The sequence below is a fragment of the Actinomadura decatromicini genome (assembly GCF_008121305.1).
Classification (GTDB): Bacteria; Actinomycetota; Actinomycetes; order Streptosporangiales; family Streptosporangiaceae; genus Spirillospora; species Spirillospora syzygii.
This window is the reverse complement of the sequence record NZ_VSRQ01000002.1, coordinates 599,890-623,081: the sequence shown is the minus strand read 5'-3', so window position 1 is coordinate 623,081 and position 23,192 is coordinate 599,890. Positions and strand designations below refer to the sequence as shown.

At 71.7% G+C, this 23,192-nt stretch carries 18 protein-coding genes and 1 riboswitch; of the genes, 11 read left to right on the top strand and 7 right to left on the bottom strand.

Annotated elements, in window-relative coordinates:
* Positions 1–155 precede the first annotated feature (155 nt).
* Positions 156–527 (top strand): hypothetical protein, encoded by a 372-nt coding sequence (locus tag FXF68_RS10585; RefSeq protein WP_148758739.1) that lies wholly within the window; start codon positions 156–158, stop codon positions 525–527.
* Positions 528–529: 2 nt separating this feature from the next.
* On the opposite strand, the gene FXF68_RS10580 is transcribed toward FXF68_RS10585, so the two are convergent.
* Positions 530–988, bottom strand: coding sequence for a sterol carrier family protein (locus FXF68_RS10580; RefSeq protein WP_148758738.1), 459 nt, complete (start codon positions 986–988; stop codon positions 530–532).
* A 205-nt stretch (positions 989–1,193) separates the two neighbouring features.
* Between FXF68_RS10580 and FXF68_RS10575 the strand changes: the two genes are divergently transcribed.
* From FXF68_RS10575 to FXF68_RS10565, 3 genes are all read left to right on the top strand, one after another.
* On the top strand, positions 1,194–3,053 hold the full coding sequence (locus FXF68_RS10575; protein WP_148758737.1) for a serine/threonine protein kinase: 1,860 nt from the start codon (positions 1,194–1,196) through the stop codon (positions 3,051–3,053).
* A 171-nt stretch (positions 3,054–3,224) separates the two neighbouring features.
* Positions 3,225–4,385, top strand: coding sequence for a S8 family peptidase (locus FXF68_RS10570; protein WP_148758736.1), 1,161 nt, complete (start codon positions 3,225–3,227; stop codon positions 4,383–4,385).
* A 160-nt stretch (positions 4,386–4,545) separates the two neighbouring features.
* The gene (locus FXF68_RS10565) at positions 4,546–5,511 is read left to right on the top strand and encodes a coiled-coil domain-containing protein (RefSeq protein WP_148758735.1); all 966 of its coding nucleotides are present in this window, start codon (positions 4,546–4,548) and stop codon (positions 5,509–5,511) included.
* A gap of 119 nt (positions 5,512–5,630) precedes the next feature.
* Here the strand turns inward: FXF68_RS10565 and purL are convergent, their stop codons facing one another.
* The 4 genes from purL to purS all read right to left on the bottom strand — a co-directional run bounded on the left by purL (position 5,631) and on the right by purS (position 10,878).
* The gene (gene purL, locus FXF68_RS10560; protein WP_148759354.1) at positions 5,631–7,907 is read right to left on the bottom strand and encodes a phosphoribosylformylglycinamidine synthase subunit PurL; all 2,277 of its coding nucleotides are present in this window, start codon (positions 7,905–7,907) and stop codon (positions 5,631–5,633) included.
* Between the two features lie 1,268 nt (positions 7,908–9,175).
* The gene (gene purQ, locus FXF68_RS10555; protein WP_148758734.1) at positions 9,176–9,856 is read right to left on the bottom strand and encodes a phosphoribosylformylglycinamidine synthase subunit PurQ; all 681 of its coding nucleotides are present in this window, start codon (positions 9,854–9,856) and stop codon (positions 9,176–9,178) included.
* A 98-nt stretch (positions 9,857–9,954) separates the two neighbouring features.
* Entirely contained in the window at positions 9,955–10,395 is a 441-nt protein-coding gene (locus FXF68_RS10550; RefSeq protein WP_246178618.1) for an ATP-binding protein, read from the bottom strand.
* Positions 10,396–10,635: 240 nt separating this feature from the next.
* Positions 10,636–10,878 carry a phosphoribosylformylglycinamidine synthase subunit PurS gene (gene purS, locus FXF68_RS10545; RefSeq protein ID WP_067897450.1) on the bottom strand — a complete coding sequence of 81 codons (243 nt, stop codon included), beginning with the start codon at positions 10,876–10,878 and terminating at the stop codon, positions 10,636–10,638.
* 141 nt (positions 10,879–11,019) lie between these two features.
* On the opposite strand from purS, the gene FXF68_RS10540 reads away from it, so the two are divergent.
* From FXF68_RS10540 to FXF68_RS10525, 4 genes are all read left to right on the top strand, one after another.
* Entirely contained in the window at positions 11,020–12,639 is a 1,620-nt protein-coding gene (locus FXF68_RS10540) for a hypothetical protein (protein WP_148758732.1), read from the top strand.
* 281 nt (positions 12,640–12,920) lie between these two features.
* A complete protein-coding gene (pdhA, locus tag FXF68_RS10535; RefSeq protein ID WP_148758731.1) occupies positions 12,921–14,054 on the top strand; it encodes a pyruvate dehydrogenase (acetyl-transferring) E1 component subunit alpha in 1,134 nt (377 codons plus the stop codon).
* Positions 14,051–15,028 carry an alpha-ketoacid dehydrogenase subunit beta gene (locus FXF68_RS10530; protein ID WP_148758730.1) on the top strand — a complete coding sequence of 326 codons (978 nt, stop codon included), beginning with the start codon at positions 14,051–14,053 and terminating at the stop codon, positions 15,026–15,028. Before pdhA ends, FXF68_RS10530 begins: the two co-directional genes overlap by 4 nt.
* 5 nt (positions 15,029–15,033) lie before the next feature.
* Positions 15,034–16,443 (top strand): dihydrolipoamide acetyltransferase family protein, encoded by a 1,410-nt coding sequence (locus tag FXF68_RS10525; protein WP_148758729.1) that lies wholly within the window; start codon positions 15,034–15,036, stop codon positions 16,441–16,443.
* A 49-nt stretch (positions 16,444–16,492) separates the two neighbouring features.
* On the opposite strand, the gene FXF68_RS10520 is transcribed toward FXF68_RS10525, so the two are convergent.
* Together FXF68_RS10520 and FXF68_RS10515 are read right to left on the bottom strand one after the other, a co-directional pair.
* Positions 16,493–18,181 carry an OmpA family protein gene (locus tag FXF68_RS10520; RefSeq protein WP_187437843.1) on the bottom strand — a complete coding sequence of 563 codons (1,689 nt, stop codon included), beginning with the start codon at positions 18,179–18,181 and terminating at the stop codon, positions 16,493–16,495.
* A 136-nt stretch (positions 18,182–18,317) separates the two neighbouring features.
* Positions 18,318–20,153, bottom strand: a complete 1,836-nt coding sequence (locus tag FXF68_RS10515) for an acyl-CoA dehydrogenase (protein WP_148758727.1) — start codon at positions 20,151–20,153, stop codon at positions 18,318–18,320.
* Between the two features lie 241 nt (positions 20,154–20,394).
* Here FXF68_RS10515 and FXF68_RS10510 point away from each other — a divergent pair, with 241 nt between their 5' ends.
* The 3 genes from FXF68_RS10510 (at position 20,395) to FXF68_RS10500 (ending at position 23,128) form a co-directional block, all read left to right on the top strand.
* Entirely contained in the window at positions 20,395–21,732 is a 1,338-nt protein-coding gene (locus FXF68_RS10510) for a UDP-glucose dehydrogenase family protein (RefSeq protein ID WP_148758726.1), read from the top strand.
* Between the two features lie 33 nt (positions 21,733–21,765).
* Positions 21,766–21,829: riboswitch (guanidine-III (ykkC-III) riboswitch) on the top strand.
* Between the two features lie 31 nt (positions 21,830–21,860).
* Positions 21,861–22,184 carry a DMT family transporter gene (locus FXF68_RS10505; protein ID WP_148758725.1) on the top strand — a complete coding sequence of 108 codons (324 nt, stop codon included), beginning with the start codon at positions 21,861–21,863 and terminating at the stop codon, positions 22,182–22,184.
* A gap of 158 nt (positions 22,185–22,342) precedes the next feature.
* On the top strand, positions 22,343–23,128 hold the full coding sequence (locus FXF68_RS10500) for a sporulation protein (protein WP_148758724.1): 786 nt from the start codon (positions 22,343–22,345) through the stop codon (positions 23,126–23,128).
* Positions 23,129–23,192 lie beyond the last annotated feature (64 nt).

Here is a 23,192-nt window from a genome sequence, read left to right as displayed (position 1 = left end):
TTAACCGACCTTTACGCCTGTGAAGCATGGGCATCACGTAGTGCGGGGGAATCTGGTGACCGACACGTGGAGGGCGCATGACCGAGCGAAGCGGGGACCACGCGTCCTCCGCCTCGGGGGTCCGGGGGGCGTCCCCCAAGGAAGGCAGGGACCGCATGACGTTGCCCGGGTACCAGACGTACTCGCCGCCCGCACCGCCCCGGCGGAGCGCTCTGGCCAGGACCTCGCAGGTGCTCGGAATCACCGGCCTGGCCGGGCTCCTGCTCTGCTTCGCGGGCATGATCCCCGCGCTCGGCGGGCTCGTCCTAGGGGCGGTCTGCCTCGTCCGCCGGGACGCTGACCGCCGTCCCGCGCTGGTGGGCGTCGTCTGCTCGTCCTTGGCCCTCGCGATAGGCGCGGGCGTCCTTTTCTGGCTGTTGAGCAAGGCCGCCCAGTGCGGGGACGAGGCGCGCTACCCGGACGACACGTCCCGGCGAGGCTGCGTCGAACGCGAGTTCCCGTTCGCGAAGGCCGACACCCGCCCGTGAGATCAGGTGAGCGGCTCGCGGTCGAGGGGCAGCGGGAGGTGCTCCGATAGGTCCGCGCGGGCGCCGCTGGCGCGGACGCGGCCGTCCGCCACCGCGTCGGCCCAGGCCAGGCGCCCGGTCGCCAGGTCTATCCATGTGACGGCGTCCATCTCCACCACATTCGGTGGGGTACCACGGGTATGGTGCGGGCCGTCGACGCATTGGACGGCGGCGTAGGGAGGGACCCGGACCTCCACCGAACGGCCGGGCGCCAGCTCGGCGAGCCGGTCGAGCAGGAACCGCACCGCTCCCATCACGACCGGCCTGGACGGTTCGGCGCTCCCCGCCGCGGCCGCGGCGAGGACGGTGTCGAGCGCCGCGCGGCGCAGCGCGGCGGGCTCGTCGGGTCCGCCGTAGGGCGGCAGGCCGAGCGCGGCGCGCCGCTCGTCCAGCACGGCGCGGGTCAGCGGTTTTCGCGGCATCGCCACCGACGCTACCGTGTCGCGTCCGGGCGGCGGCGGTCGGCCGGTGAACACCCGGCCACCGGTGAACACCCGGCGACCGGTGCCGCCGCGCCGCCGCGCAGGCGATAGAAAGGGACCCCGGCGCCGGGCCCGGTGACAGGCCGGGTGAAGGGAACGGGGAGGCCGGGGACGCCGTCCCCGGCGGACACGGAGGTTTCGTCAGATGCCCGAGGCGCTGCCCCTGCAGCCGGGTGACCCGCGAAGACTCGGCCCGTTCGCGGTCACGGGCCGGCTCGGCGTCGGCGAGCAGGGCGCCGTCTTCCTCGGCCGGGACCCGTCCGGCGGCGACGTCGCCGTGAAGGTCCTGCACGTGCGGCTGAGCGGCGAGCCCGCGGCGCGGACGCGGTTCGCGGGCGCGTTCTCCTCCGCCCGCAAGGTGTCCGGCTTCTGTACGGCCGCGATCCTGCACGCCGATGTGGAGGGCGACCGTCCCTACGTGGTCAGCGAGTGGGTGGACGGGCCGTCCCTCCAACAGCTCGTGGACGAGGAGGGCCCGCGCGGTGTCGCGGTCGTCGAACGAGTGGCGGTCGGCACTGCGATCGCCTTGGCGGCAGTCCATCGTGCGGGTGCGGTTCATCACAATCTGAAGCCCGGGAACGTTCTCTTGGGACGGCGCGGTCCGCGCCTCAGCGATTTCGGCATCGCGGGTGCGTTGGAGGCCGTGAACGTCTCTTTCACAGGCCACATCACGGACGACCCCGCCTACAAGGCACCGGAACAGCTCAGCGGCATGGGCATCGGACCGGCGGCGGACGTGTTCGCCTGGGCTTCCACGATCCTGTTCGCCCTCTCTGGCCGACCTCCGTTCGGGGACGGTTCGCCGTCCGAGGTGATGCAGCGGATCGTCTACGACGAGGCCGACCTGTCAGAGGTGCCCGATTCGCTGCGGGACATCATCACCGACGCCCTCGCCAAGGACCCGGCCAATCGTCCGTCCCCGAAGGATCTGCTCCAGCATCTCTTGGACGAGGCCAACCCGCTCTCTGGGCGCATGCCGTCCTCGATGGTTCAGGAGGGGCGTGCGCTCGCCTACGGCACGGTCGCGGAACCGACCGCGCCGCAGCAGGTGCCTCCACCTCCGCCTGTCGTAGGGCCGCCTCCGCCCGCGCAGATGCCGCCGCCCCGGACGCCTCTGGGCGCGCCCGCTCCGGGTGCACCGGCGCACGCCCAGAAGGTTCCCCTCCTTGGGAAGTTGTCGCGGGCGCGCCGTCCCAACGCGGCGTCCCAGCCCCAGCCTCAGCCCATGGCGGAGCAGTCGGCGGCCGACCTCGATCCCGCCGCCTTCGAGGAGACGGCGACGTTCAACGCCTTCGGCGCGGACGAACCGCGCCAGCGCGACCAGAGCGATCAGAGCGACCAGACGGCCCGCTTCGAGCCGCTCGGCGATCCGGGCGCCCCCGACCCGACCGCCACGTTCGACGCGGTCGGCATGGACGATCCCCTAGACACGGCCGATTCGTCCCCGCACCTCATCCCCGGCCTGGGGCACGGGCGCGAGACCGGCGGGGAGCGGCGCCCGTCGCCGGTGGCGTCCCTCGCCCGGATGCGGCGGCCCAGCAGCCACGTCCTCGGCGTCGCGCTCTCCCTGGTCATCGGGGTCGGCGTGGGCATCGCCATCATCGCGCTGGTGCTGTGGCCCCAACTCAAGGCCGATGACGGCAGTTCTCCGCCGGAGAGCACGAACGCGTCGAACAACCGTCCGGTGACCACGATCCCGTCCTCGTTCGCGGGCACCTGGAAAGGGACGCTGGTCAACACCACGCGCAACGTCTCGTTCCCCGTCGTGGTCCGTTTCGAGGCGGGCGGGACGACCGGCACCGCCTTCTACCAGCGGGAAGGGTGCACCGGCACCCTGACGCTGACCAGGGGGACCGAGAGCGCGCTGAAGATGTCGCTGTCCATCGCGAAGCCGTGCACGGCGGGGGTCGTGCAGGTCTCGCGGCAGCCGGACGGCACGCTCCAGTACACGTGGAGCAGGCCCGGCACGTCCCTCGGCTACGGCGGACGCCTGAACCGCGGCTGAATTCCCGATTCGCTCCGGAACGGGCGGTTTCCGGAAGATCCGGGTGTCCACAGGTGGTAATTCGCCCGCTTTAACGTCCTAAATCCGGACAGCTCGGCTAAGGTTCCCTCGATCGAAATCCTCGATCATCTAGCGGGCCCTTCGATGCGGCCCACGGGGGAAGGAGAGGCCTTGCGGACTGTCCACCGAAGGCTGTTGCTGATCGGAGCGGTCGCCGCGTGCGTCGGGGGCGCCGCCGCGTTTCCGGTGCTCGCCTCCGACGGCTCCGCCGCCGTCAAGGTCACGGCCGCGACGGGGAAGCCGGTGCCGGGCCAGTACATCGTCACGCTGAAGGCCGGGGCCTCCCCCGACGCCACGGCGAAGAAGGTCAAGGCCGCCGGGGTGCGGCGGTTCGACGGCGTCCTCAACGGGTTCGCCGCCCGGCTGACGGGCGACCAGCTCGGCAAGCTCCAGCACGACAGCCGCGTCGCGGCGATCGAGCAGGACCAGGTCATCTCGGTCAACACCACGCAGAAGGCGCCGCTGTCCTGGGGCCTCGACCGCATCGACCAGCGGTCCCGGACGCTCTCCAAGAGCTACACGTACAAGTCGACCGGGAGCGGGGTCAACGCGTACGTCATTGACACCGGCCTGGACGTGACCCACCCGAACTTCGGCGGTCGCGCGTCCATCGCGTGGTGGGCGTCCAGCTTCAGCGACGGCGTCGACTGCAACGGCCACGGGACCCACGTCGCTGGGACGATCGGCTCCAAGACCTACGGCGTCGCCAAGAACGTCAACCTGCGGGCGCTGCGCATCCTGGACTGCGACGGCTACGGCTACATGTCCGACATCGTCGAGGCCGCCAACTGGCTGCGCGGCCACGCCGCCAAGCCGGCCGTGGCGAACCTCTCGGTCGGGGGACCGAGCTCGGCGGCGGTGAATACCGCGGTGGCGAACCTCTCCAAGTCCGGTGTCTTCGTGACCGTCGCCGCGGGCAACGACAACAAGGACGCCTGCAAGTTCTCGCCGTCCGGCGCGAGCTGGGTCATGACGGTCGGGGCGACGACCGTCTACGACAACCGCGCCGACTTCTCCAACTGGGGCAAGTGCGTGGACATCAACGCCCCCGGCTACAGCATCCCGTCCACGTGGCCGGGCGGCGGCACGAAGTCGCTTTCCGGGACGTCCATGGCCGCCCCGCACGTGACCGGCGTCGCGGCGCTGTACCTGTCCACCCACAAGACGGCCACGTTCGCGCAAGTGCAGAAATGGCTGAACGACAATTCCACCCACAGCCTGAAGCGGCTGAAGCAGCAGCCGAACCGGCTCGTGTACAAGAGCAGCCTGTGATACCTGTCACGTAAGATGGCCCGGCTCCCAGCGTGGGGGCCGGGCTTCTCGCGCTTCCCGCCGTCCCGCCGGGCCCATGGGTCTAGATTTGGCGAAGCACGGACGGCGAACCAGACGATCGACCGTCCGCGTATCCCCGGCCATGACGAGAGGAGTACACGTGGAGACCCCCGCCTCCGCCCGTCGGCACGTCCGCCAGCGCGCCGCCGTCGCTCTCGTGGCCTTCGCCGCGGCCCTGCCGCTGATCGGCCATGCCACGCCGTCCGCGGGCGCCGCGCCCGCCGCCGCCACGGCCTACGCGGCCGACCCCGGCGACAGCAAGAAGTTCGCCCAGCTGAACCGGCAGATCGAGAAGCTGGACAAGGAGTACGGCGGCGACCTCGCCAAGCTCAAGGACGCCCAGTACGCCGCCCAGCAGGCCCTGGAGAAGTCGAGGGACCTCCAGCGCGACCTCGCCGAGGCCCGCGACCTCGTCGCCCAGATGGCCGCCACCCAGTACATGACGAACGGCGAGGATCCCACCGTCACGTTCGTCACCGACGCCAACCCGAACGACCTGCTGAGCAACGCCACGCTCGTCAGCCATCTGGCGCGCAACAAGGCCGCCCGGGTCGCGCAGATCCAGAAGCTCGTCAACGACCAGCTGCAGGCCCGCAAGGAGGCCCAGCAGAAGATGACGGAGCTGCGGAAGGAGATCCGGGACCTCCTCAGCCGCAAGTCCCGGATCACCCAGCTCGTCAAGCAGTACAAGCCCGAGTCGCCGAGCGTCGGGATGGGCGGCGTCACGCCCCGCATGCTGAAGGTCAAGAACACCATCGACCTCGAAGAGGGGCCGTTCCCCACCATCGGCTGCGTGCGCAGCACCGGCGACCCGCAGGACCACGGCACCGGCCACGCCTGCGACTTCATGGTCACCACCGGCGGGACGATGGCCACCGGCAGCGCCAAGGCCCTCGGCGACCGCACCGCCGACTACGCCATCGCCCACGCCAGCGCCCTCGGCATCAAATACATCATCTGGCGCCAGCGCATCTACGACCTCCGCAGTCCCGGCTGGCGCTCCATGGAGAACCGCGGCGGCGTGACCGCCAACCACTACGACCACGTCCACATTTCCGTCTTCTGACCGGCACCCGCGCTCCGCGCGGCGGCGGATGTGTGGAGTATCTGCCTGGCCTCATTACGTGCGAAAGGGCGCTCCTTTCGGAGCGCCCTTTGCGTTCGGTAGTCCCGCGTGGTGCGGGGTTAGTCGGCGTAGGTGGGGAGGGTGCGTTCGTGGGCCTCGCGTAGTTCGTGCAAGGGGATGCTGAACAGTTCCTGCTGGTCGCCTTCGGGGGTGCGGCCGGTGACGTTGAGGGCGTCGCCGCCGGCGATGCCGATCTGGGTCACCGGGACGCCCGCCGACTCGCACAGGGCCGCGAGGCGCGCCTCCGCGCCCGGCATGACGGCGACCATGGCGCGGGCCACCGACTCGCTGAACAGCGTGACGAACGGGTCGCCGGGCAGCGTGATGCGGGCGCCGAGGCCGCCGCGCAGGCACGACTCGACGAGCGTCTGCGACAGGCCGCCGTCCGACAGGTCGTGGACGGCCGTGACCAGCCCGTCGCGGGCCGCGTTGACCAGCACGGACGCGAGGGCCGCCTCCGCCTTCAGGTCCACCAGCGGCGGCAGGCCGCCCAGGTGGCCGTAGACGACGTGCGCCCATTCCGAGCCGCCGAACTCCTCGCGGGTCTCGCCGAGCAGCGCGATCGTCGCGCCGTCGGTGGTGAGCGACATGTTCACCCGGCGGCGGACGTCGTCGTGGACGCCGAGCACGCCGATGACCGGCGTCGGGTTGATCGGGGCCTCGCCCGTCTGGTTGTAGAAGCTGACGTTGCCGCCCGTGACGGGGATGCCGAGGTACTGGCAGGCGTCCGCCAGGCCCTCGACCGCGCGGGCGAACTGCCACATGACGCCCGGGTCTTCCGGGGAGCCGAAGTTGAGGCAGTTGGTCACGGCCATCGGGCGTGCGCCGGTGGCGGCCACGTTGCGGTACGACTCGGACAGGGCGAGTTGTGCGCCCGCGTACGGGTCGAGCCTGGTGTAGCGGCCGTTTCCGTCCAGTGAGAGGGCGATGCCCAGGCCGGACTCGTCGTCGACCCGCACCACGCCCGCGTTCTCCGGCATGGCCATCACGGTGTTGCCCAGTACGTAGCGGTCGTACTGGGAGGTCACCCACGTCTTGCTCGCGAGGTTCGGCGACCCCGCCAGCCACAGGACGGTCCGGCGCAGCTCGTCGCCGTTGGACGGGCGCGTGAGCCGTCCCGGCGTGTCCGACTGGAGGGCGCCGAGGTCGGGCGGCGGCGCCAGCGGGCGGTTGTAGACCGGGCCCTCGTCGGCGGCCGTGACCGGCGGGATGTCGACGATCGTCTCGCCCCGCCACGTCATCACGAGGCGGCGGGTGTCGGTGACCGTCCCGATCACGGTGGCCGGGATCTCCCAGCGGGCGCAGATCTCCAGGAAGCGGTCGACCTTGCCCGGCTCGACCACCGCCATCATGCGCTCCTGCGACTCGCTCATGAGGATCTCCTCGGGGAGCAGCGTCGCGTCGCGGAGCGGGACGGCGTCGAGGTCGACGTGCATGCCGCCGGTGCCGGCCGCGGCCAGCTCCGTCGTCGCGCAGGACACGCCGGCCGCGCCGAGGTCCTGGATGCCGACGACAAGGTCCTCGCCGAACAGCTCCAGGCAGCACTCGATCAGCAGCTTCTCCATGAACGGGTCGCCCACCTGGACGGACGGCCGCTTCTGGTGCGACTCCTCGTCGAACGTCGCCGACGCCAGGACGGACGCGCCGCCGATCCCGTCCGGCCCGGTCGGGGCGCCGAACAGGATCACCCGGTTGCCGGGGCCGGGGGCCACGGCGCGCTTGATGTCCTCGTGCTTCATCACGCCGACGCACAGCGCGTTCACCAGCGGGTTCTGCGCGTAGCAGGCGTCGAACGCCGTCTCGCCGCCGATGTTGGGCAGGCCGAGCGAGTTGCCGTAGCCGCCCACGCCCGCCACCACGCCGGGCAGGACGCGCTGGGTGTCGGGGGCGTCCGCCGGGCCGAAGCGCAGCGAGTCCATGACCGCGACCGGCCGGGCGCCCATCGAGATGATGTCGCGGACGATCCCGCCGACGCCGGTCGCCGCGCCCTGGTAGGGCTCCACGTAGGACGGGTGGTTGTGCGACTCGACCTTGAAGGTGACCGCCCAGCCCTGGCCGATGTCCACGACACCGGCGTTCTCCCCCATCCCGACCAGCAGCTTGTCGGTCTTCGGGGCCTTGTCGCCGAACTGGCGGAGGTGGACCTTGGAGCTCTTGTAGGAGCAGTGCTCGCTCCACATCACCGAGTAGATCGCCAGCTCGGCGGAGGTGGGACGGCGTCCGAGGATGTTGCGGACGCGCTGGTACTCCTCCTCGTTCATGCCCAGCTCGGCGAACGGCTGCGGACGCTCGGGCGAGGCGGCGGCGATCGCGACCGTGTCCGTCCCCGGGTACACGGCGGGCGCGCGCGTGGGCGTCGGCGCCTCGATCGCGGGCTGCGGGCCGGTGCCGGGTCCGCCGCCGATGGCGGGCTGCGGACCTGTCGCGGTGCGCACGACGTGCTGCGGGCCCGTGCCCTGGCCTAGGGCCGGTTGCGGGCCGGTGCCGTGTCCCTGGCCCTGTCCTTGGCCTTGGCCGACGGCGGGTTGCGGGCCGGTGCCCCGGCCGACCGCGGGCTGCGGGCCGGTTCCGAGCGCGGGCTGCGGGCCTGTCCCGGTGCCGACCGCGGGCTGCGGGCCGGTGCCCCAGCCGACCGCGGGCTGCGGGCCCGTGCCCAAGCCCACCGCCGGTTGAGGTCCAGTGCCATGGCCCACCGCCGGTTGAGGTCCAGTGTGGCCGTGACCGACTGCCGGCTGCGGGCCGGTGCCGGTGCCCACGGCGGGCTGCGGGCCCGTCCCGGAACCGATGGCGGGCTGCGGGCCCGTGCCGGGGCCCTCCTCGCGGACGAGCGGCTGCGGGCCCGTGTTGAGCCCGACGACCGGCTGCGGCCCCGTGTTCGGGCGCACCGGGGGCTGCGGGCCGGTGCCCTGGCCGACGGCGGGCTGCGGGCCGGTGCGCGTGCCGACCGCGGGCTGCGGGCCCGTTCCCGTACCCACCGCGGGCTGCGGGCCCGTCCCGGTCCCCACGGCGGGCTGCGGGCCGGTGCCCGTGCCCACGGCGGGCTGCGGGCCGGTGCCCGTGCCTACCGCAGGCTGCGGCGCGGTGCCCGTGCCGACGGTGGGCTGGGGGCCGGTCGGGCGGCGGGGCGGGTTGTGTTCGTCCAGGTCAGGTGTGGTGAGCGTAGGGTCGGCCTGGTCGGCGGCGGCGGCGCGCTCCTCGGCCAGCGCCCGCGCGAACTCCTGCTCCGGGCTCTGACCGAAACCGGCCGCCGGGGCCGGAGCGGGAGCCGGGACGGCGTTCTGCGCCTGGGCCAGCGCGGCCTGAGCCGCCTCGAGAGCCTCCCGCACGTCCGGGTCGACCGTGATCACCGGCTCCGGGCGGAGCGGCCCCTCCGGGGCGGCGGGGGCCGGGGACGCGGCCGGGGGGACGGCGGGCTCGGGACGCGGCGCGGCCGGGTCGGCGGGCTTCGCCTCCTCCAGCATCGCCTCGAAGGCCTGGGTCACCGACGGGTCGACCGGCTGTAGCTCCGGGTCGTCGGCGTCGGACTTGAGCTCGCCGAGCCACTCCATCGAGGGCTCGTCCGAACCGTCCCGGGTGGCTCGCGGGGAGCCGTGGGATTGCTCACTCATGCGTTGACCAGTCTCTTAACGATCGAAGTGAAGAACCCGAGACCGTCCGTGGACGGACCGGTCAGCGACTCCACGGCGTGCTCCGGGTGGGGCATCAGCCCGACCACGTTGCCCGCCTCGTTGCAGATCCCGGCGATGTCGTCGAGGGAGCCGTTGGGGTTCAGGTCGACGTAGCGCGCGACGATCCGGCCGGAGTCGGCCAGTTCGGCGAGGGTCTCCCGATCGGCGGTGTAGCGGCCGTCGCGGTTCTTGACGGGGATGACGATCTCCTGGCCCTCCCGGTACTCGGTGGTCCAGGCGGTGTCGGCGTTCTCGACGCGGAGCCGCTGGTCGCGGCACACGAAGTGGAGGCCGGCGTTCGGGAGCAGCGCGCCGGGCAGCAGGTGCGACTCGCACAGCACCTGGAAGCCGTTGCAGATGCCGAGGACGGGCAGGCCCGCGTCCGCCGCGGCGGCGAGCTCGGTCATCAGCGGGGCGAACCGGGCGATGGCCCCGGCGCGCAGGTAGTCGCCGTAGGAGAACCCGCCGGGCAGGACGACGGCGTCCACCCCGCGAAGATCGTGGTCGCCGTGCCAGAGGGGGACCGGCTCCGCGCCGGCCACCCGCACTGCGCGTGCGGCGTCCTTGTCGTCGAGAGAACCAGGGAAGGTGATGATCCCGACCCGGGCAGCGTCCATCTCTTCTGTTCCTCCGAAATGAGGGGCGGCCGGGACGGGCGGGTCGTTCCGCCGATCACCCCGATGCGCGTCGTATTTCCCCCCGCGCCCGTACCAATCTACCCGGCGCTGTGCATGAGGCTGCGGTCGAGGCGCCGGACCAGCGCCCCGTCGCGCCAGGTCAGCCGCTTCCGCAGGTGGACCACGGTGCCCCGGTCGGGCGCCGAGTCGATCTCCAGGTCGTCCACCAGCGCCCGCATGATCTTAATGCCGCGACCGGACTCGCTCAACGGGTCGGGGTCGCGCGGGGCGGGCCGCGGGCCGCGCCCCCAGTCGACGATCTTGAGGGTGCAGACGCCGTCGTCGACCTGTCCGGAGACCTCGTAGTCGCCCGTGAGGCGGGCGTGCTGGACGACGTTCGTACACGCCTCGGAGACGGCGACCAGGAGGTCGTCGACGCAGTCGGCGGTGACGCCGAGCCCGCGGAGCGCGTCCCCGACCACCCGCCGGATCACCGGGATGCTCGGCGCCTCGCACGGCAGCGCGAGCGAGAACCTCATTTCCACCCGGACACCTCGTGTCATGCCCCGGAACGACCGTTCCCCCGGTCCCGGAGCGTGCTCGACGACTCGACGCAGCTAACACTTCCCCGGAGCAATCTTCCGTAATCGTTATACTCGCGGGTCGCTCACGGAGGTCTCGGCGGCACGGACGGTGGCCGGGTGCCGCCTGGAACGCGCCAAAGCCGTCCCGCGACCGAACGGCACTCCGCTCCCGGGCCGCCCGCGGGCCCGGTCCCGCTAGAGAACCCGGACCTCGTAGTTCTCGATCACGGGGTTGGCGAGCAGCGTCTCCGCGATCTTGCGGACGCGCTCCAGGGCGGCCTCGTCGGCCTCGCCCTCCAGTTCCACCTCGAACCGCTTGCCCTGCCGGACGGCGACGACGCCGTCGAAGCCCATCTGCGGCAGCTTCCGGGCGATCGCCTGACCTTGCGGATCGAGGATCTCCGGCTTGAGCATGACGTCGACGACGACACGCGCCACGGCCGCCCCCTCACTGATCTGCGCTTTTCGTTACGACTGCTTACGATCCTGAAGCGTACGGCACCATGGCCGGACACGGACCGACCCGCTCCCGCCGAGCACGTCCCGAACACGTCCAACCGCACCCCCCGGAGCCGCCCGATGAACATCGAGGACCTGACCCCGTCGGAGCGCCGCCTCTGGGAGGCGTTCCCGAAGGGCGAATCCGTCGACCTGTCGTCCGGCGACCAGACGTTCGACGACGTCGGCCGGTCGGACTCCTGGGGACGCGACCGGGTGATCAGGGCCGAGGTGCTCGTCGCGCTGCTCGTCGGCGCGGTGGAGTCGGAGCCGGGGCAGGTCGCCGCCGTCCGGCTGGTCGGCGCGCGGATCATCGGGTCGCTGAACCTCGGGCACGCGGACGTGAGCGTCCCGCTGGCGCTCACCGGCTGCTCGTTCGACGAGGCCCCGCACCTGTACTGGGCGAACATGAACAGCGTCCACCTGATGCGGTGCCGGCTGCCGGGGCTGATCGCGTCCGGCACCCGGGTGGACGGCCACCTGTGGCTGGAGGGCAGCCGCATCGCGGGCGGGCTGTGGCTGGACGGCGCGAACATCACCGGCATCCTGAACATGTCGGGCGTCCAGCTGCACAACCCGACCGGGGACGCGCTGCTCGCCGACCGCCTCACCGTCGAGGCGAACGTCTACTGCGACCAGGGGTTCTCCGCCCAGGGCGAGGTGCGGGTGCCGGGCGCCCGGATCGGCGGCCAGCTCATCCTGCGCGGCGCGCGGCTGCACAACGCGTCCGGTCCCGCGCTGTACGCGAGCCGCCTGGACGTCGCGGCCAACGTGTTCTGCGACGGCGGCTTCACGGCGGAGGGCGAGGTGCGGCTGCGCGGCGCGCGGGTCGGCGGCTACCTGTCGTTCGTCGGGGCGAAGCTGTCCGCGCCGCAGCGGACCGCGCTGAATGCCGACGACCTCGCCGTCGAGACCGACGTCTACTGCTCGGACGGGTTCAGCGCGGTCGGCGCCGTCAGCTTCTCCGGCGCCCGCATCACCGGCCAGCTCAGCCTGCGCGGCGCCCGGCTCCAGCACGACGAGGGGACGGCCCTCAGCCTGCAGCGCGTCCAGGCCGAGGAGCTGCTGCTGCGCACCTCCGAGCCGATCCAGGGCACCGCGGACCTCTCCTACGCCCGCATCAACCTGCTGCGCGACGACGCCGCGTCCTGGCCCGCGAAGCTCCAGCTCGACGGCCTCCAGTACGAGACGCTCGACCCGCCGCTCACCGCCCGCGAGCGCCTCGCCTGGCTGCGCCGCGACAACGACGGCTACGCGCCGCAGCCGTACGAGCGGCTCGCCCAGACCTACCGGGCGCTCGGGCTGGACGCGGACGGGCGCTCCGTCCTGCTCGCGAAGGCCCGCGACCGGCGCGCCACGCAGGGCCCCACCCGCAAGGTCGTCGGCTGGTTCCAGGACGTCCTGGTCGGCTACGGCTACCGTCCGTTCCGGGCGGCGAGCTGGCTGATCGGGCTCCTCGCCTTCGGCACGATCGTGTTCTCCGTCCACCGGCCGGACGTCCTCGACGACGGCCACCACCCGCACTTCAACGCGTTCTTCTACACGCTCGACCTGCTCCTGCCGATCGGCAGCCTGGGGCAGGAGGTCGAGTTCGCGCCGAAGGGCGTCTACCAGTGGATCGCGAACTTCATCGTCGCCGCCGGGCTGGTCCTCGGCCTGACGGTCGCCGCCGGCGCCACCCGCGCCCTCTCCCGCGAATGACTCCCCTCACCGGCGCAAGGCCGGCCTAAGCCCGCCCCAAGCCGGATGGTCCAGGCTTGTCTGACGAGCGGCGCGATTTTGCCCAAGGGTGGCATGTGTCACGTCCGCGTCAACGGCGTCCGACCGGGGTAGGGACGGTCACAGGTGGGACTTGCATCGCAGGGTGTGATGTCTGCCACGATGGCATTAGCGGCTTTTGTCCCTTACCGGGGCCTCAAGCCGCGGACATCGGCCGATGCGCGGCGATCCCGCGTGCCGGCCCCGAACGAGGAGTGTCATCGATGACGATCGACTCCGTGCGCGGCGCGCCAGACACCCCCGAGCTCGCCGAGCCCGAGCTCGTCCAGTTGCTCACCCCCGAGGGCGAGCGCGTCGAGCATCCCGACTACCCCCTGGACCTCAGCGCCGAGGAAGTCCGCGACCTGTACCGCGACCTGGTGATCGTCCGCCGCCTCGACCTGGAGTCCGTGGCGCTCACCAGGCAGGGAGAGCTGGGGCTCTGGGCGTCCCTGCTGGGACAGGAGGCGGCGCAGATCGGGTCCGGACGGGCCCTGTCCGAGAACGACATGGTCTTCCCGACCTACCGGGAGCACGGCGTCGCCTGGTGTCGCGGCGTCGACCAGCTGAAGCTCCTCAGCATGTTCCGGGGCGTCACCCACGGCGGATGGGACCCGGCCGACCACAACTTCCACCTCTACACCGTCGTGATCGGCAGCCAGACCCTGCACGCCACCGGGTACGCGATGGGCGTCCAGCGGGACGGAGTGCTCGGCACCCCCTCGGCCGCCGCGACGATCGCCTACTTCGGGGACGGAGCGACCTCGCAGGGCGACGTCAACGAGTCGTTCGTGTTCGCGTCCGTGTTCAACGCGCCGATCGTGTTCTTCTGCCAGAACAACCAGTGGGCCATCTCCGAGCCCCTCGAACGGCAGTCGCGCATCCCCCTCTACCGCCGCGCGCAGGGTTACGGGTTCCCCGGCATCCGCGTGGACGGAAACGACGTGTTCGCCTGCCTCGCCGTCACCCGCAAGGCACTAGAAAACGCCCGGACAGGTCAGGGCCCCACCCTCATCGAAGCGTTCACCTACCGGATGGGCGCCCACACCACCACGGACGACCCCACGCGCTATCGGCTCAAGGCCGAGGAAGAGGCGTGGAAGCTCAAGGACCCGATCGAGCGCGTCAAGGCGTACCTGGTGCGCAACGAGTTCGCGGACGCGGCGTTCTTCCAGAAGATCGAGGACGAGGCCAAGCAGGCGGCGCGCGAGCTGCGCGAGGGCTGCCTCTCCATGCCCGACCCGAAGCCGCTGTCGGCGTTCGAGCACGTCTACGCCGAACCGCACCCCCTGATGACCGAGGAGCAGGAGCAGTTCGCCGCCTACCTGGCGTCGTTCGAGGAGGAGGCGGCGAGATGACGACGCTGACGCTCGGCAAGGCGATGAACGAGGGCCTTCGCAAGGCCATGGAGAACGACCCGAAGGTCCTCGTGATGGGCGAGGACGTCGGGAAGCTCGGCGGCGTCTTCCGCATCACGGACGGCCTCCAGAAGGACTTCGGCGAAGAGCGCGTCATCGACACCCCGCTCGCCGAGTCCGGCATCGTCGGGACGGCGATCGGGCTCGCGCTGCGCGGCTACCGCCCGGTCGTGGAGATCCAGTTCGACGGGTTCGTGTTCCCGGCCGCCGACCAGATCATCACGCAGCTCGCGAAGATGCACATGCGGTCGCTCGGCAAGCTGTCGCTGCCGGTGGTCGTCCGCATCCCGTGCGGCGGCGGGATCGGCGCGGTGGAGCACCACTCGGAGTCGCCGGAGGCGTACTTCACGCACACCGCCGGGCTGCGCGTGGTCGCGTGCTCGAACCCGGTGGACGCCTACTCGATGATCCAGCAGGCCATCGCGTCGCCGGACCCGGTGATCTTCTTCGAGCCGAAGCGCCGGTACTGGGAGAAGGCCGAGGTCGACGTCGAGTCCACGGACTGGACGCCGCTGCACAGCGCCACCGTCGTCCGGCCGGGCGAGCACGTGACGCTCCTCGCGTACGGGCCGTCGGTGAAGACGTGCCTGGAGGCGGCGGGCGCCGCCGCCGAGGAGGGACGCTCGCTGGAGGTCATCGACCTGCGCTCGCTCAACCCCCTCGACATCGGCACGGTGGTCGAGTCCGTCAACCGGACGGGACGCTGCGTCGTCGTCCACGAGGCCCCGGTCTACAACGGGTTCGGCGCCGAGCTGGCCGCGCGGATCACCGAGCGGTGCTTCTACCGGCTGGAGTCGCCGGTGCTGCGCGTCGGCGGGTTCTCCACGCCGTACCCGCCGTCCCGCATCGAGGACCAGTACCTGCCCGACCTCGACCGCATCCTCGACGCGGTCGACCGGACCTTCGCGTGGTGACGCCGGTGAGCCAGCCGAAAGTCTTCAACCTGCCGGACGTGGGCGAGGGCCTGACGGAGGCCGAGATCGTCAAGTGGCACGTCCAGGTGGGCGACACGGTGGAGATCAACCAGACGATCATCGAGATCGAGACGGCCAAGGCGATCGTGGAGCTGCCCTGCCCGTTCGAGGGCGTGGTGACCGAGCTGCACGTCGCCGAGGGCCAGACGGTGGACGTCGGCGCGCCGATCATCTCGGTGGACGCGGAGGGCGGCGCGGCACCCGAGCCCGCACCGCCCGCCGAGTCGGCCCGGCATGAGGAGCGGGTGCCGACCCCGGACGAGCCGGGGATGGTGTCGCCGGAGCAGCCGCCCAAGCGGACGCCCGTGCTCGTCGGGTACGGGGTGAAGGAGGCGGCGACCAAGCGGCGCCCGCGCAAGCCGTCCAACGGAGCGGCCCCCGCCCCGGCGGCATCCGCCCCGGCGGCATCCGCTCCGGCCCCCGCGCCCGCGCCCGCCCCGGCGGCGCCGGTCGTGAAGCCGCCCGCACCTCGTCCACAGCCTGTGGACAACGGCCTGCCGCTGGCGAAGCCGCCCGTCCGGAAGATGGCGAAGGACCTCGGCGTCGACCTCGCCACGATCAAGGGGTCGGGCCCGCAGGGCTCGATCACGCGGGACGACGTCCAGGCCGCGCTGTCCGCGCCTTCCGCGCCCGCCGTCCAGGCGGGGCCGCGCGAGGAGCGGGTGCCGGTCAAGGGCGTGCGCAAGGCGACGGCGGCGGCGATGACCGGGTCGGCGTTCACCGCGCCGCACGTCACCGAGTTCCTCCAGGTCGACGTGACCCGGACGATGGAGACCGTGAGGCGGCTCCGCGAGCTGCCCGAGTTCGCGGACGTGAAGGTGTCCCCGCTGCTGCTGGTCGCGCGGGCGCTGCTCACCGCCGTGGCGCGCAACCCGATGGTCAACTCGTCCTGGGCGGACGGCCCGGACGGCGCGGAGATCGTCGTCAAGCGCTACGTGAACCTGGGGATAGCGGCCGCCACGGAGCGCGGCCTGATCGTCCCGAAGGTGAAGGACGCGCAGGACCTCGACCTCCCCGGCCTCGCCCGCGCGCTGGCCGAGCTGACGGAGAAGGCCCGCGCGGGCAGGGCGACGCCCGCCGACCTGTCCGACGGGACGATCACGATCACCAACGTGGGCGTGTTCGGCGTCGACTCCGGCACCCCGATCCTCACGCCGGGCGAGTCGGCGATCCTGGCGTTCGGCCAGATCAGGGACATGCCGTGGGTGCACGAAGGGGAGCTCGCGATCCGCAAGGTCACCACGCTGTCCCTGTCGTTCGACCACCGCATCGTGGACGGCGAACTCGGCTCGAAGGTGCTCCGCGACGTCGGCGCCATGCTGGAGGACCCGATCCGGATGCTCGCCTGGTCCTGACGACCGCCTGACCCGCGGGGCCGGTCGACCGGCCCCGCGGGTTCCGCGGTCACGAGACGGGGACTTTGTCGAAGTTTCCAAAGGGCCCCGCGTTGAAGGTGACGGACGTGACGTTCCCCGGCGGCGCGGGCAGGTACACGAAGCCCCGGACGGGCTGGTTGACCGCCGTCCGGAAAACGGCGCGCCCAGGGTCGACGTACGCGCCGACGCCGCCCTCCGCCGCGCCCGTCTCCGCGCCGACGCGCACGCCCCGGTACGTCTCCTTCCCGCCCTGGACCTGGATGGAGAACGCCGTGAACGCGCCTCCGGGATAGTCCTTGTTCGGGTAGGAGGCGTCCGGCGGCGTGGTGCCGGGGCCCTCGTTCACGATGTCGAACACGGCGACGACGTAGGGGCCGTCGCGGTAGAAGGGCTTGACGTCGATGCGTCGCTTCGCCGAGCCGAACTGGGCGGAGCGGCTCGCGACGGTCTTCCCGTCCTGCGCGTGGAACGCGGCCGGCGCGCCGGCCGCGGGGCTCGCCGAAGATCCGGTGGACGAGCCCAGCAGGGTCGCGCCGACCGGGAAGGAGATCTCGACGCGGCGGTTGCGGGCGCGGGCCGCGGCGTCGTCCGCACCGCCCTCCCGCGCGACCGGCTGCGCCTCGCCCATCCCCCGCGCGGTGTAGGTGAGGCCGCCGCCGAGCCGCGCCTTCAGCTCCTTCATGACGGCTTCCGCCCGGTCCTTGGACAGCTTCAGGTTCTTCGCGTCGTCGCCCTTGCCGTCCGTGTGCCCCTCGAACGTGAGCGTCCGCGCGCCCTTCGCCTTGACCTGCTGCGCGGTCTCGTCCAGGACGGCCTTCGCCCCGGCGGCGAGCTTGGCCTTGTCGCCCTCGAAGAGCGCGTCGGTGTGCAGCGCGAACGTGACCTGCGAGCCGCTGGCCGTGACGTCCTTGGTCTGGCTCTCGGTGATGTCGTACAGGTCGGCGGGGTTGGCTCCGGTCGCGGGCGGCGACGTCCCGGTTCCGGGCGACGGCGTCCCGCTCGACGAGGACGAAGGTGAGGACGAGGGCGACGAGGTCACCGGCGACGGCGCCCCGGCGAACGCCCGCTCGAACGGCTCGCCGCGCAGCGACGGCCCGTTCGTCGTCGTCCCGCCGTTCGGCGCCCCGGACGGCGGCGTGAACCCGCTCGGCGGCCCGGACCACGTGGGCACCCCGGTCCCGGTCGTCGGCACGCCCGGCCCGGACGGCAGCCCACCGGACGGCGGCCCCGGCGTCCCCGTGGCGGTGGTCACGGGAATGCCGGTGAACTCCCCCGCCGTCCCCGGCGTGAGGACGGTGACCTTCTGCGTCTCCGGCGGCAACGGCGGAAACTCCGCCGCCATGTCCCGCGCCGTCCCCGGCGTGAAGTTCTCGCCGCTGGTCGAGCCGGTCGGCCGGTACAGCCTGCGTCCGACCGGGTCGAGGAGCTGGACGCCGAACGAGACCGACTTCACCGCCGAGTCCAGGGACGTGACGCCGTACCGCAGCACGGTCTTCGTCCCCTGCCGCTCCACGGCCCTGACCTCGAAGCGGGCGTGCAGGCCGTCCGCCGTCCCGAACCAGCCCTCCTTCGCGTAACCGGGGCCGGTGCGCGGGACGGGCGAGCCGTTCGGCCCGGCCGTCGGCGGGTCGCTCGACACCGCCCGGTCGGTGTCGGCACACCCGGCGAGCAGCAGAAGCCCGCTGAGAAAGATGGCGAGGGGCAGGACACGTCGCATCGTTGTTCCGGTCGGGGGGAGGAGGACGAGCGAGGGGACGCGCCCACAGTAGCCACATGCGAGACCCCCCGCCATCGGGGGTCTTGCGCACCCGTCGATCTCCCGGGCGGGGCCGCCCGGGAGATCGACGACCGCGCTAGAAGGACTCCTCCGGGAGGTCCATGACGTCCAGGGTGGTGCCCTCGGTGATGGCGCGCTCGGAGGCCAGGCGCGGCAGGACGGTCTGGCAGAAGAACTGCGCCGCCGCGACCTTGCCCGTGTAGAACGCCTCGTCGGCGTCGGAGACGTCGCCGCCGCCGAGCCGCTCCAGCGCGATCTCGGCCTGGCGGCAGAGCAGCCAGCCGACGATCAGGTCGCCGAGCGCGAGCAGCAGCCGGGACGAGTTGAGCCCGATCCGGTACAGCTCCCTCGGGTCCTCCATCGAGCCGAGCGCCCAGCCGACCATCGGGTCGATGATGCCCTGCACATCGTCCAAGGCCCGGCCGAGCAGGGCCCGCTCGTTCTTCAGCCGACCGTTTCCGGCGTCGGAGTCGGCGAACGCCCTGATCTCCCCAGAGAGCACCTTGAGCGCCTCTCCGTTGTCCCTGAGGATCTTGCGGAAGAACAGGTCCTGGCCCTGGATCGCGGTCGTCCCCTCGTACAGGGTGTCGATCTTGGAGTCGCGGATGTACTGCTCGATCGGGTAGTCCTGCAGGAAGCCGGAGCCGCCGAGGGTCTGCAGCGACTCGGCGCCGAGCAGCGCGTACGCCCGCTCCGAGCCGAAGCCCTTGACGATCGGCAGCAGCAGGTCGTTGACCTTCTCGGCCGTCTCGTCCTTGCGGCTCTCGAACTCGGCGACCTGCACGGCGTCCTGGTAGGTCGCGGCGAGCAGGAGCAGCGCCCGCATGCCCTCCGCGTACGCCTTCTGCGTCATGAGGCTGCGCCGGACGTCCGGGTGGTGCGTGATCGTCACACGCGGGGCGGTCTTGTCGGTCATCCGCGTCATGTCGGCGCCCTGGACGCGCTCCTTCGCGTACTCCAGCGCGTTCAGGTAGCCGGTGGACAGCGTCGCGATCGCCTTGGCGCCCACCATCATCCGCGCGTACTCGATGACGAGGAACATCTGCCTGATGCCCTGGTGGACGTCCCCGACCAGGTACCCGACGGCCGGGTGCTTCTCGCCGAAGGTCAGCTCGCAGGTCGTGGAGACCTTGAGCCCCATCTTCTTCTCGACGTTCGTCACGTACGCGCCGTTGCGCTCGCCCAGCTCGCCGGTCTCCAGGTCGACCAGGTACTTCGGGACGAGGAACATCGACAGCCCCTTCGTCCCCGGACCGGCGCCCTCGGGACGGGCCAGCACCAGGTGGAAGATGTTCTCCGCCATGTCGTGCTCGGCCGACGTGATGAACCGCTTGACGCCCTCGATGTGCCACGTTCCATCGGGCTGCTGGACGGCCCTGGCGCGTCCCGCGCCGACGTCGGAGCCCGCGTCCGGCTCGGTCAGCACCATCGTGGCGCCCCACTGCCGCTCAAGGGCCAGCTCGGCGAACCGCTTCTGCTCCGGCGTCCCGATGCGCCACAGGATCTGCGCGAAGCCGGGACCGGACGCGAACATGTAGACGGCCGGGTTCGCGCCGAGGATCTGCTCTGCGACGGCCCAGGTCAGCGAGCGCGGGGCGCGGCTGCCGCCGAACTCGGGCGCGAGGTCGAGCCGGTACCACTCGGCGTCCATCCACGCCTTGAACGACTTCTTGAAGCCCTCCGGCATCGTCACCTCGCCGGTGGCGGGGTCGTAGACCGGCGGGTGGCGGTCGGCGTCCTCGAAGGAGTCGGCGATGGGGCCCTCGGCCAGCCGGTTCACCTCGTCGAGGACGCTGCGCGCGGTGTCCTCGTCGACCTCCTCGTAGGGGCCCTTGCCCAGGAGGTCCTGGCGCCGGAACACCTCGAAGAGGTTGAACTCGAGGTCTCGGAGGTTGCTCTTGTAGTGCCCCATTTCGAGACTCCGTTCGGTCTTGCGGCGACCGGCGGTCCCGCTACGTACTGGTCGGTAACTCGCTCTCATGCTACCCGCTGGTAACCAGTGGCGGCACCCCCGGATCGAGTTACCGGGTAGTTCACGCACTGTTCACGCATCGTCGCCAGCACCGCACCCGACGCGGCTTGGGACCCTTCCGGTGGGAAGATCGGACGTGCCATTCACCGCGCGACACCCGCGACGCGAAAGGGAGGTGCGCATGGATCAGAGGACGGCCGAGGTCCCGCGACTGACCGTCATCGGGACCGGCTACCTCGGCGCCACACACGCCATCTGCATGGCGGTGCTCGGCTTCGAGGTCCTCGGCGTGGACGTCGACCGGGAGAGGATCGCCCGGCTGGCGTCCGGCGAGGTGCCCTTCTTCGAACCCGGGCTGCCCGAGCTGCTCACCAAGGCGCTCGACTCGGGCAGGCTGCGATTCACCACCTCCTACGAGGAGGTCGGTGAGTTCGGCGACGTCCACTTCGTGTGCGTGGGCACACCGCAGCTCCCCGGCTCGGACGCCGCCGACCTGTCCTACGTCGAGGCGGCGATCGGCTCCCTCGCCCCGCACCTGCGCCGCCGCGCGCTCGTCGTCGGCAAGTCGACCGTCCCGGTCGGGACGGCGCAGCGGCTCACCGGCGTCCTGCACGACCTCGCTCCCGCGGGCACGGACGTCGAGCTGGCCTGGAACCCCGAGTTCCTGCGCGAGGGCTTCGCGGTCGACGACACGATGCGTCCCGACCGGCTGGTGTTCGGCGTCGCGTCCGACTGGGCGGAGGAGCGGCTGCGGGCGGCGTTCAAGCCCGTCCTCGACCTCGGCACCCCCGTGGTCAGGACCGACCTCGCCACCGCCGAGCTGGTCAAGGTCGCCGCGAACTCCTTCCTCGCCACCAAGATCTCCTACATCAACGCGATGGCGGAGGTCTGCGAGGCGGTCGGCGCGGACGTCAAGGACCTCGCCGACTCCCTCGCCCTGGACGACCGCATCGGCGGCAAGTTCCTGAAACCCGGCCTCGGCTTCGGCGGCGGCTGCCTGCCGAAGGACATCCGCGCGTTCGCGCACCGCGCCGAGGAGATCGGCGTCGGCCAGGCGGTGTCGTTCCTGCGCCAGGTGGACGACATCAACCGGCGCCGCCGCGCCCGCACCGTCGACCTCGTCCGCGAGGTCCTCGGCGGCGACCTCGCGGGCCGCCGGATCGCGGTGTGGGGCGCCGCGTTCAAGCCGAACTCCGACGACATCCGCGACGCGCCCGCGCTGGACGTCGCCCGCACCATGCACGGCCTCGGCGGCGACGTCCGCGTCCACGACCCCGTCGCGCTCGACAACGCGCGCCGCGCGGCGCCCGAGCTCACCTACGGCGACAGCGCGTTCGACGTGGCGCGGGACGCCGACGTCGTCGTCCTGCTGACCGAGTGGTCGGACTTCCGCGAGGTGCGTCCGGAGGCGCTGGCGGAGGTCGTCAAGCACAAACGGATCGTGGACGGCCGCCACGCCCTCGACGCCGCGCAGTGGCGCGGTGCGGGCTGGGAGTACCGCGCCCTCGGCCGGTCGTAGGGGAACAGCTCACGGCACAGGGCCGTTGGATCGAATGAGGACCAGGGCGTCCTCCCGGACGAGGTGCGACGTACCCGGCAGGCGAAGACGGCGCGTGACCTGACCGTCTCGCCTTCCGGGAGTACACGATGGCCTGGATCCTCGTCATCACCGCCGGCCTGTTCGAGGTCGCGATGGCCCTGTGCCTCAAGGGCAGCAAGGGCTTCACCGAGCCGCTGCCGTCCGCCGGCTTCGCCGTGTTCGCCGTGACCAGCTTCGGCCTGCTCAGCCTGGCCTTGAAGAACCTCGACGTCGGCACCGCCTACGCCGTGTGGGTCGGGATCGGCGCGGTCGGGACGGCGGCGCTCGGCATGCTCGTCATGGGCGACCAGGTGTCCGCGATGAAGATCGCGGCGCTGGCGCTCATCGTGCTCGGCGTCGTCGGCCTGAACCTCGCGGGCGGCGGGCACTGAAATCCGCGGCCGAAACCCCCGCGCGCGGCCGTCACCGGACGTGGCCATTCGCAGGTCACGCCGGTACTTCGGAACGTACTCTCCCCTAACAGCGTCTATGGGACGAGAGCGCCCCCAACCAGGCATCCGGGGGCGCTCGTACACGGGAGGGACGGACCTTGGTCTTCAAGAAGCTGCGCCAGGCGATGGGCATCGGCGGCCCGTCGATCGAAACGACCCTGCACGACCCCAACACCGCCCCCGGACGGGTGGTGACAGGTGAGATCACCATCATCGGCGGGCAGTTCAACTCCGACATCAAGGCGGTGAACCTCGCCCTCCGGACCAAGGTCGAGGTCGAGTCGGGCGACAACGAGTACACGTCCAACCTGGAGTACTCGAAGATGCCCGTCGCCGGTGGGTTCAGCCTTCAAGAGGGGGCCCGGCACAGCATCCCGTTCCAGTTCCCCATCCCGTGGGAAGCGCCGCTCACGCACATGTACGGGCATCCGCTGCACGGCACCACGGTCGGGCTCGCCACCGAGCTGGAGGTCGCGGGCGCGCTCGACCCGGGCGACCTCGACCCGATCGCCGTCCACCCGCTGCCCGCGCAGGAGCGCATCCTCGCGGCGTTCTCCAACCTCGGGTTCCAGTTCCGCAACGCCGACTGCGAGAAGGGGCGGATCTGGGGCGTCCACCAGGAGCTGCCCTTCTACCAGGAGATCGAGTTCTACCCGCCGGGCCAGTACGCGCGCGGCATCAAGCAGCTCGAAGTGACGTTCGTGTCCTACCCGCAGTCGATGGAGGTCGTGCTGGAGCTCGACAAGCGCGGCGGCGTGTTCACCGAGGGCCACGACGCGTTCAGCCGCTTCACGGTCGACTACGGCACCGTCGACCACACCGACTGGGAACGGCAGCTCGACGGCCTCCTCCGGGACGCCGGACGCCGCCGGGGCTTCTTCTAACCCTTGCCGATCCCCTCCGCGAGCTTGATCGCGGAGGGGATCGCCGCGTAGGAAGGGTGTCCGT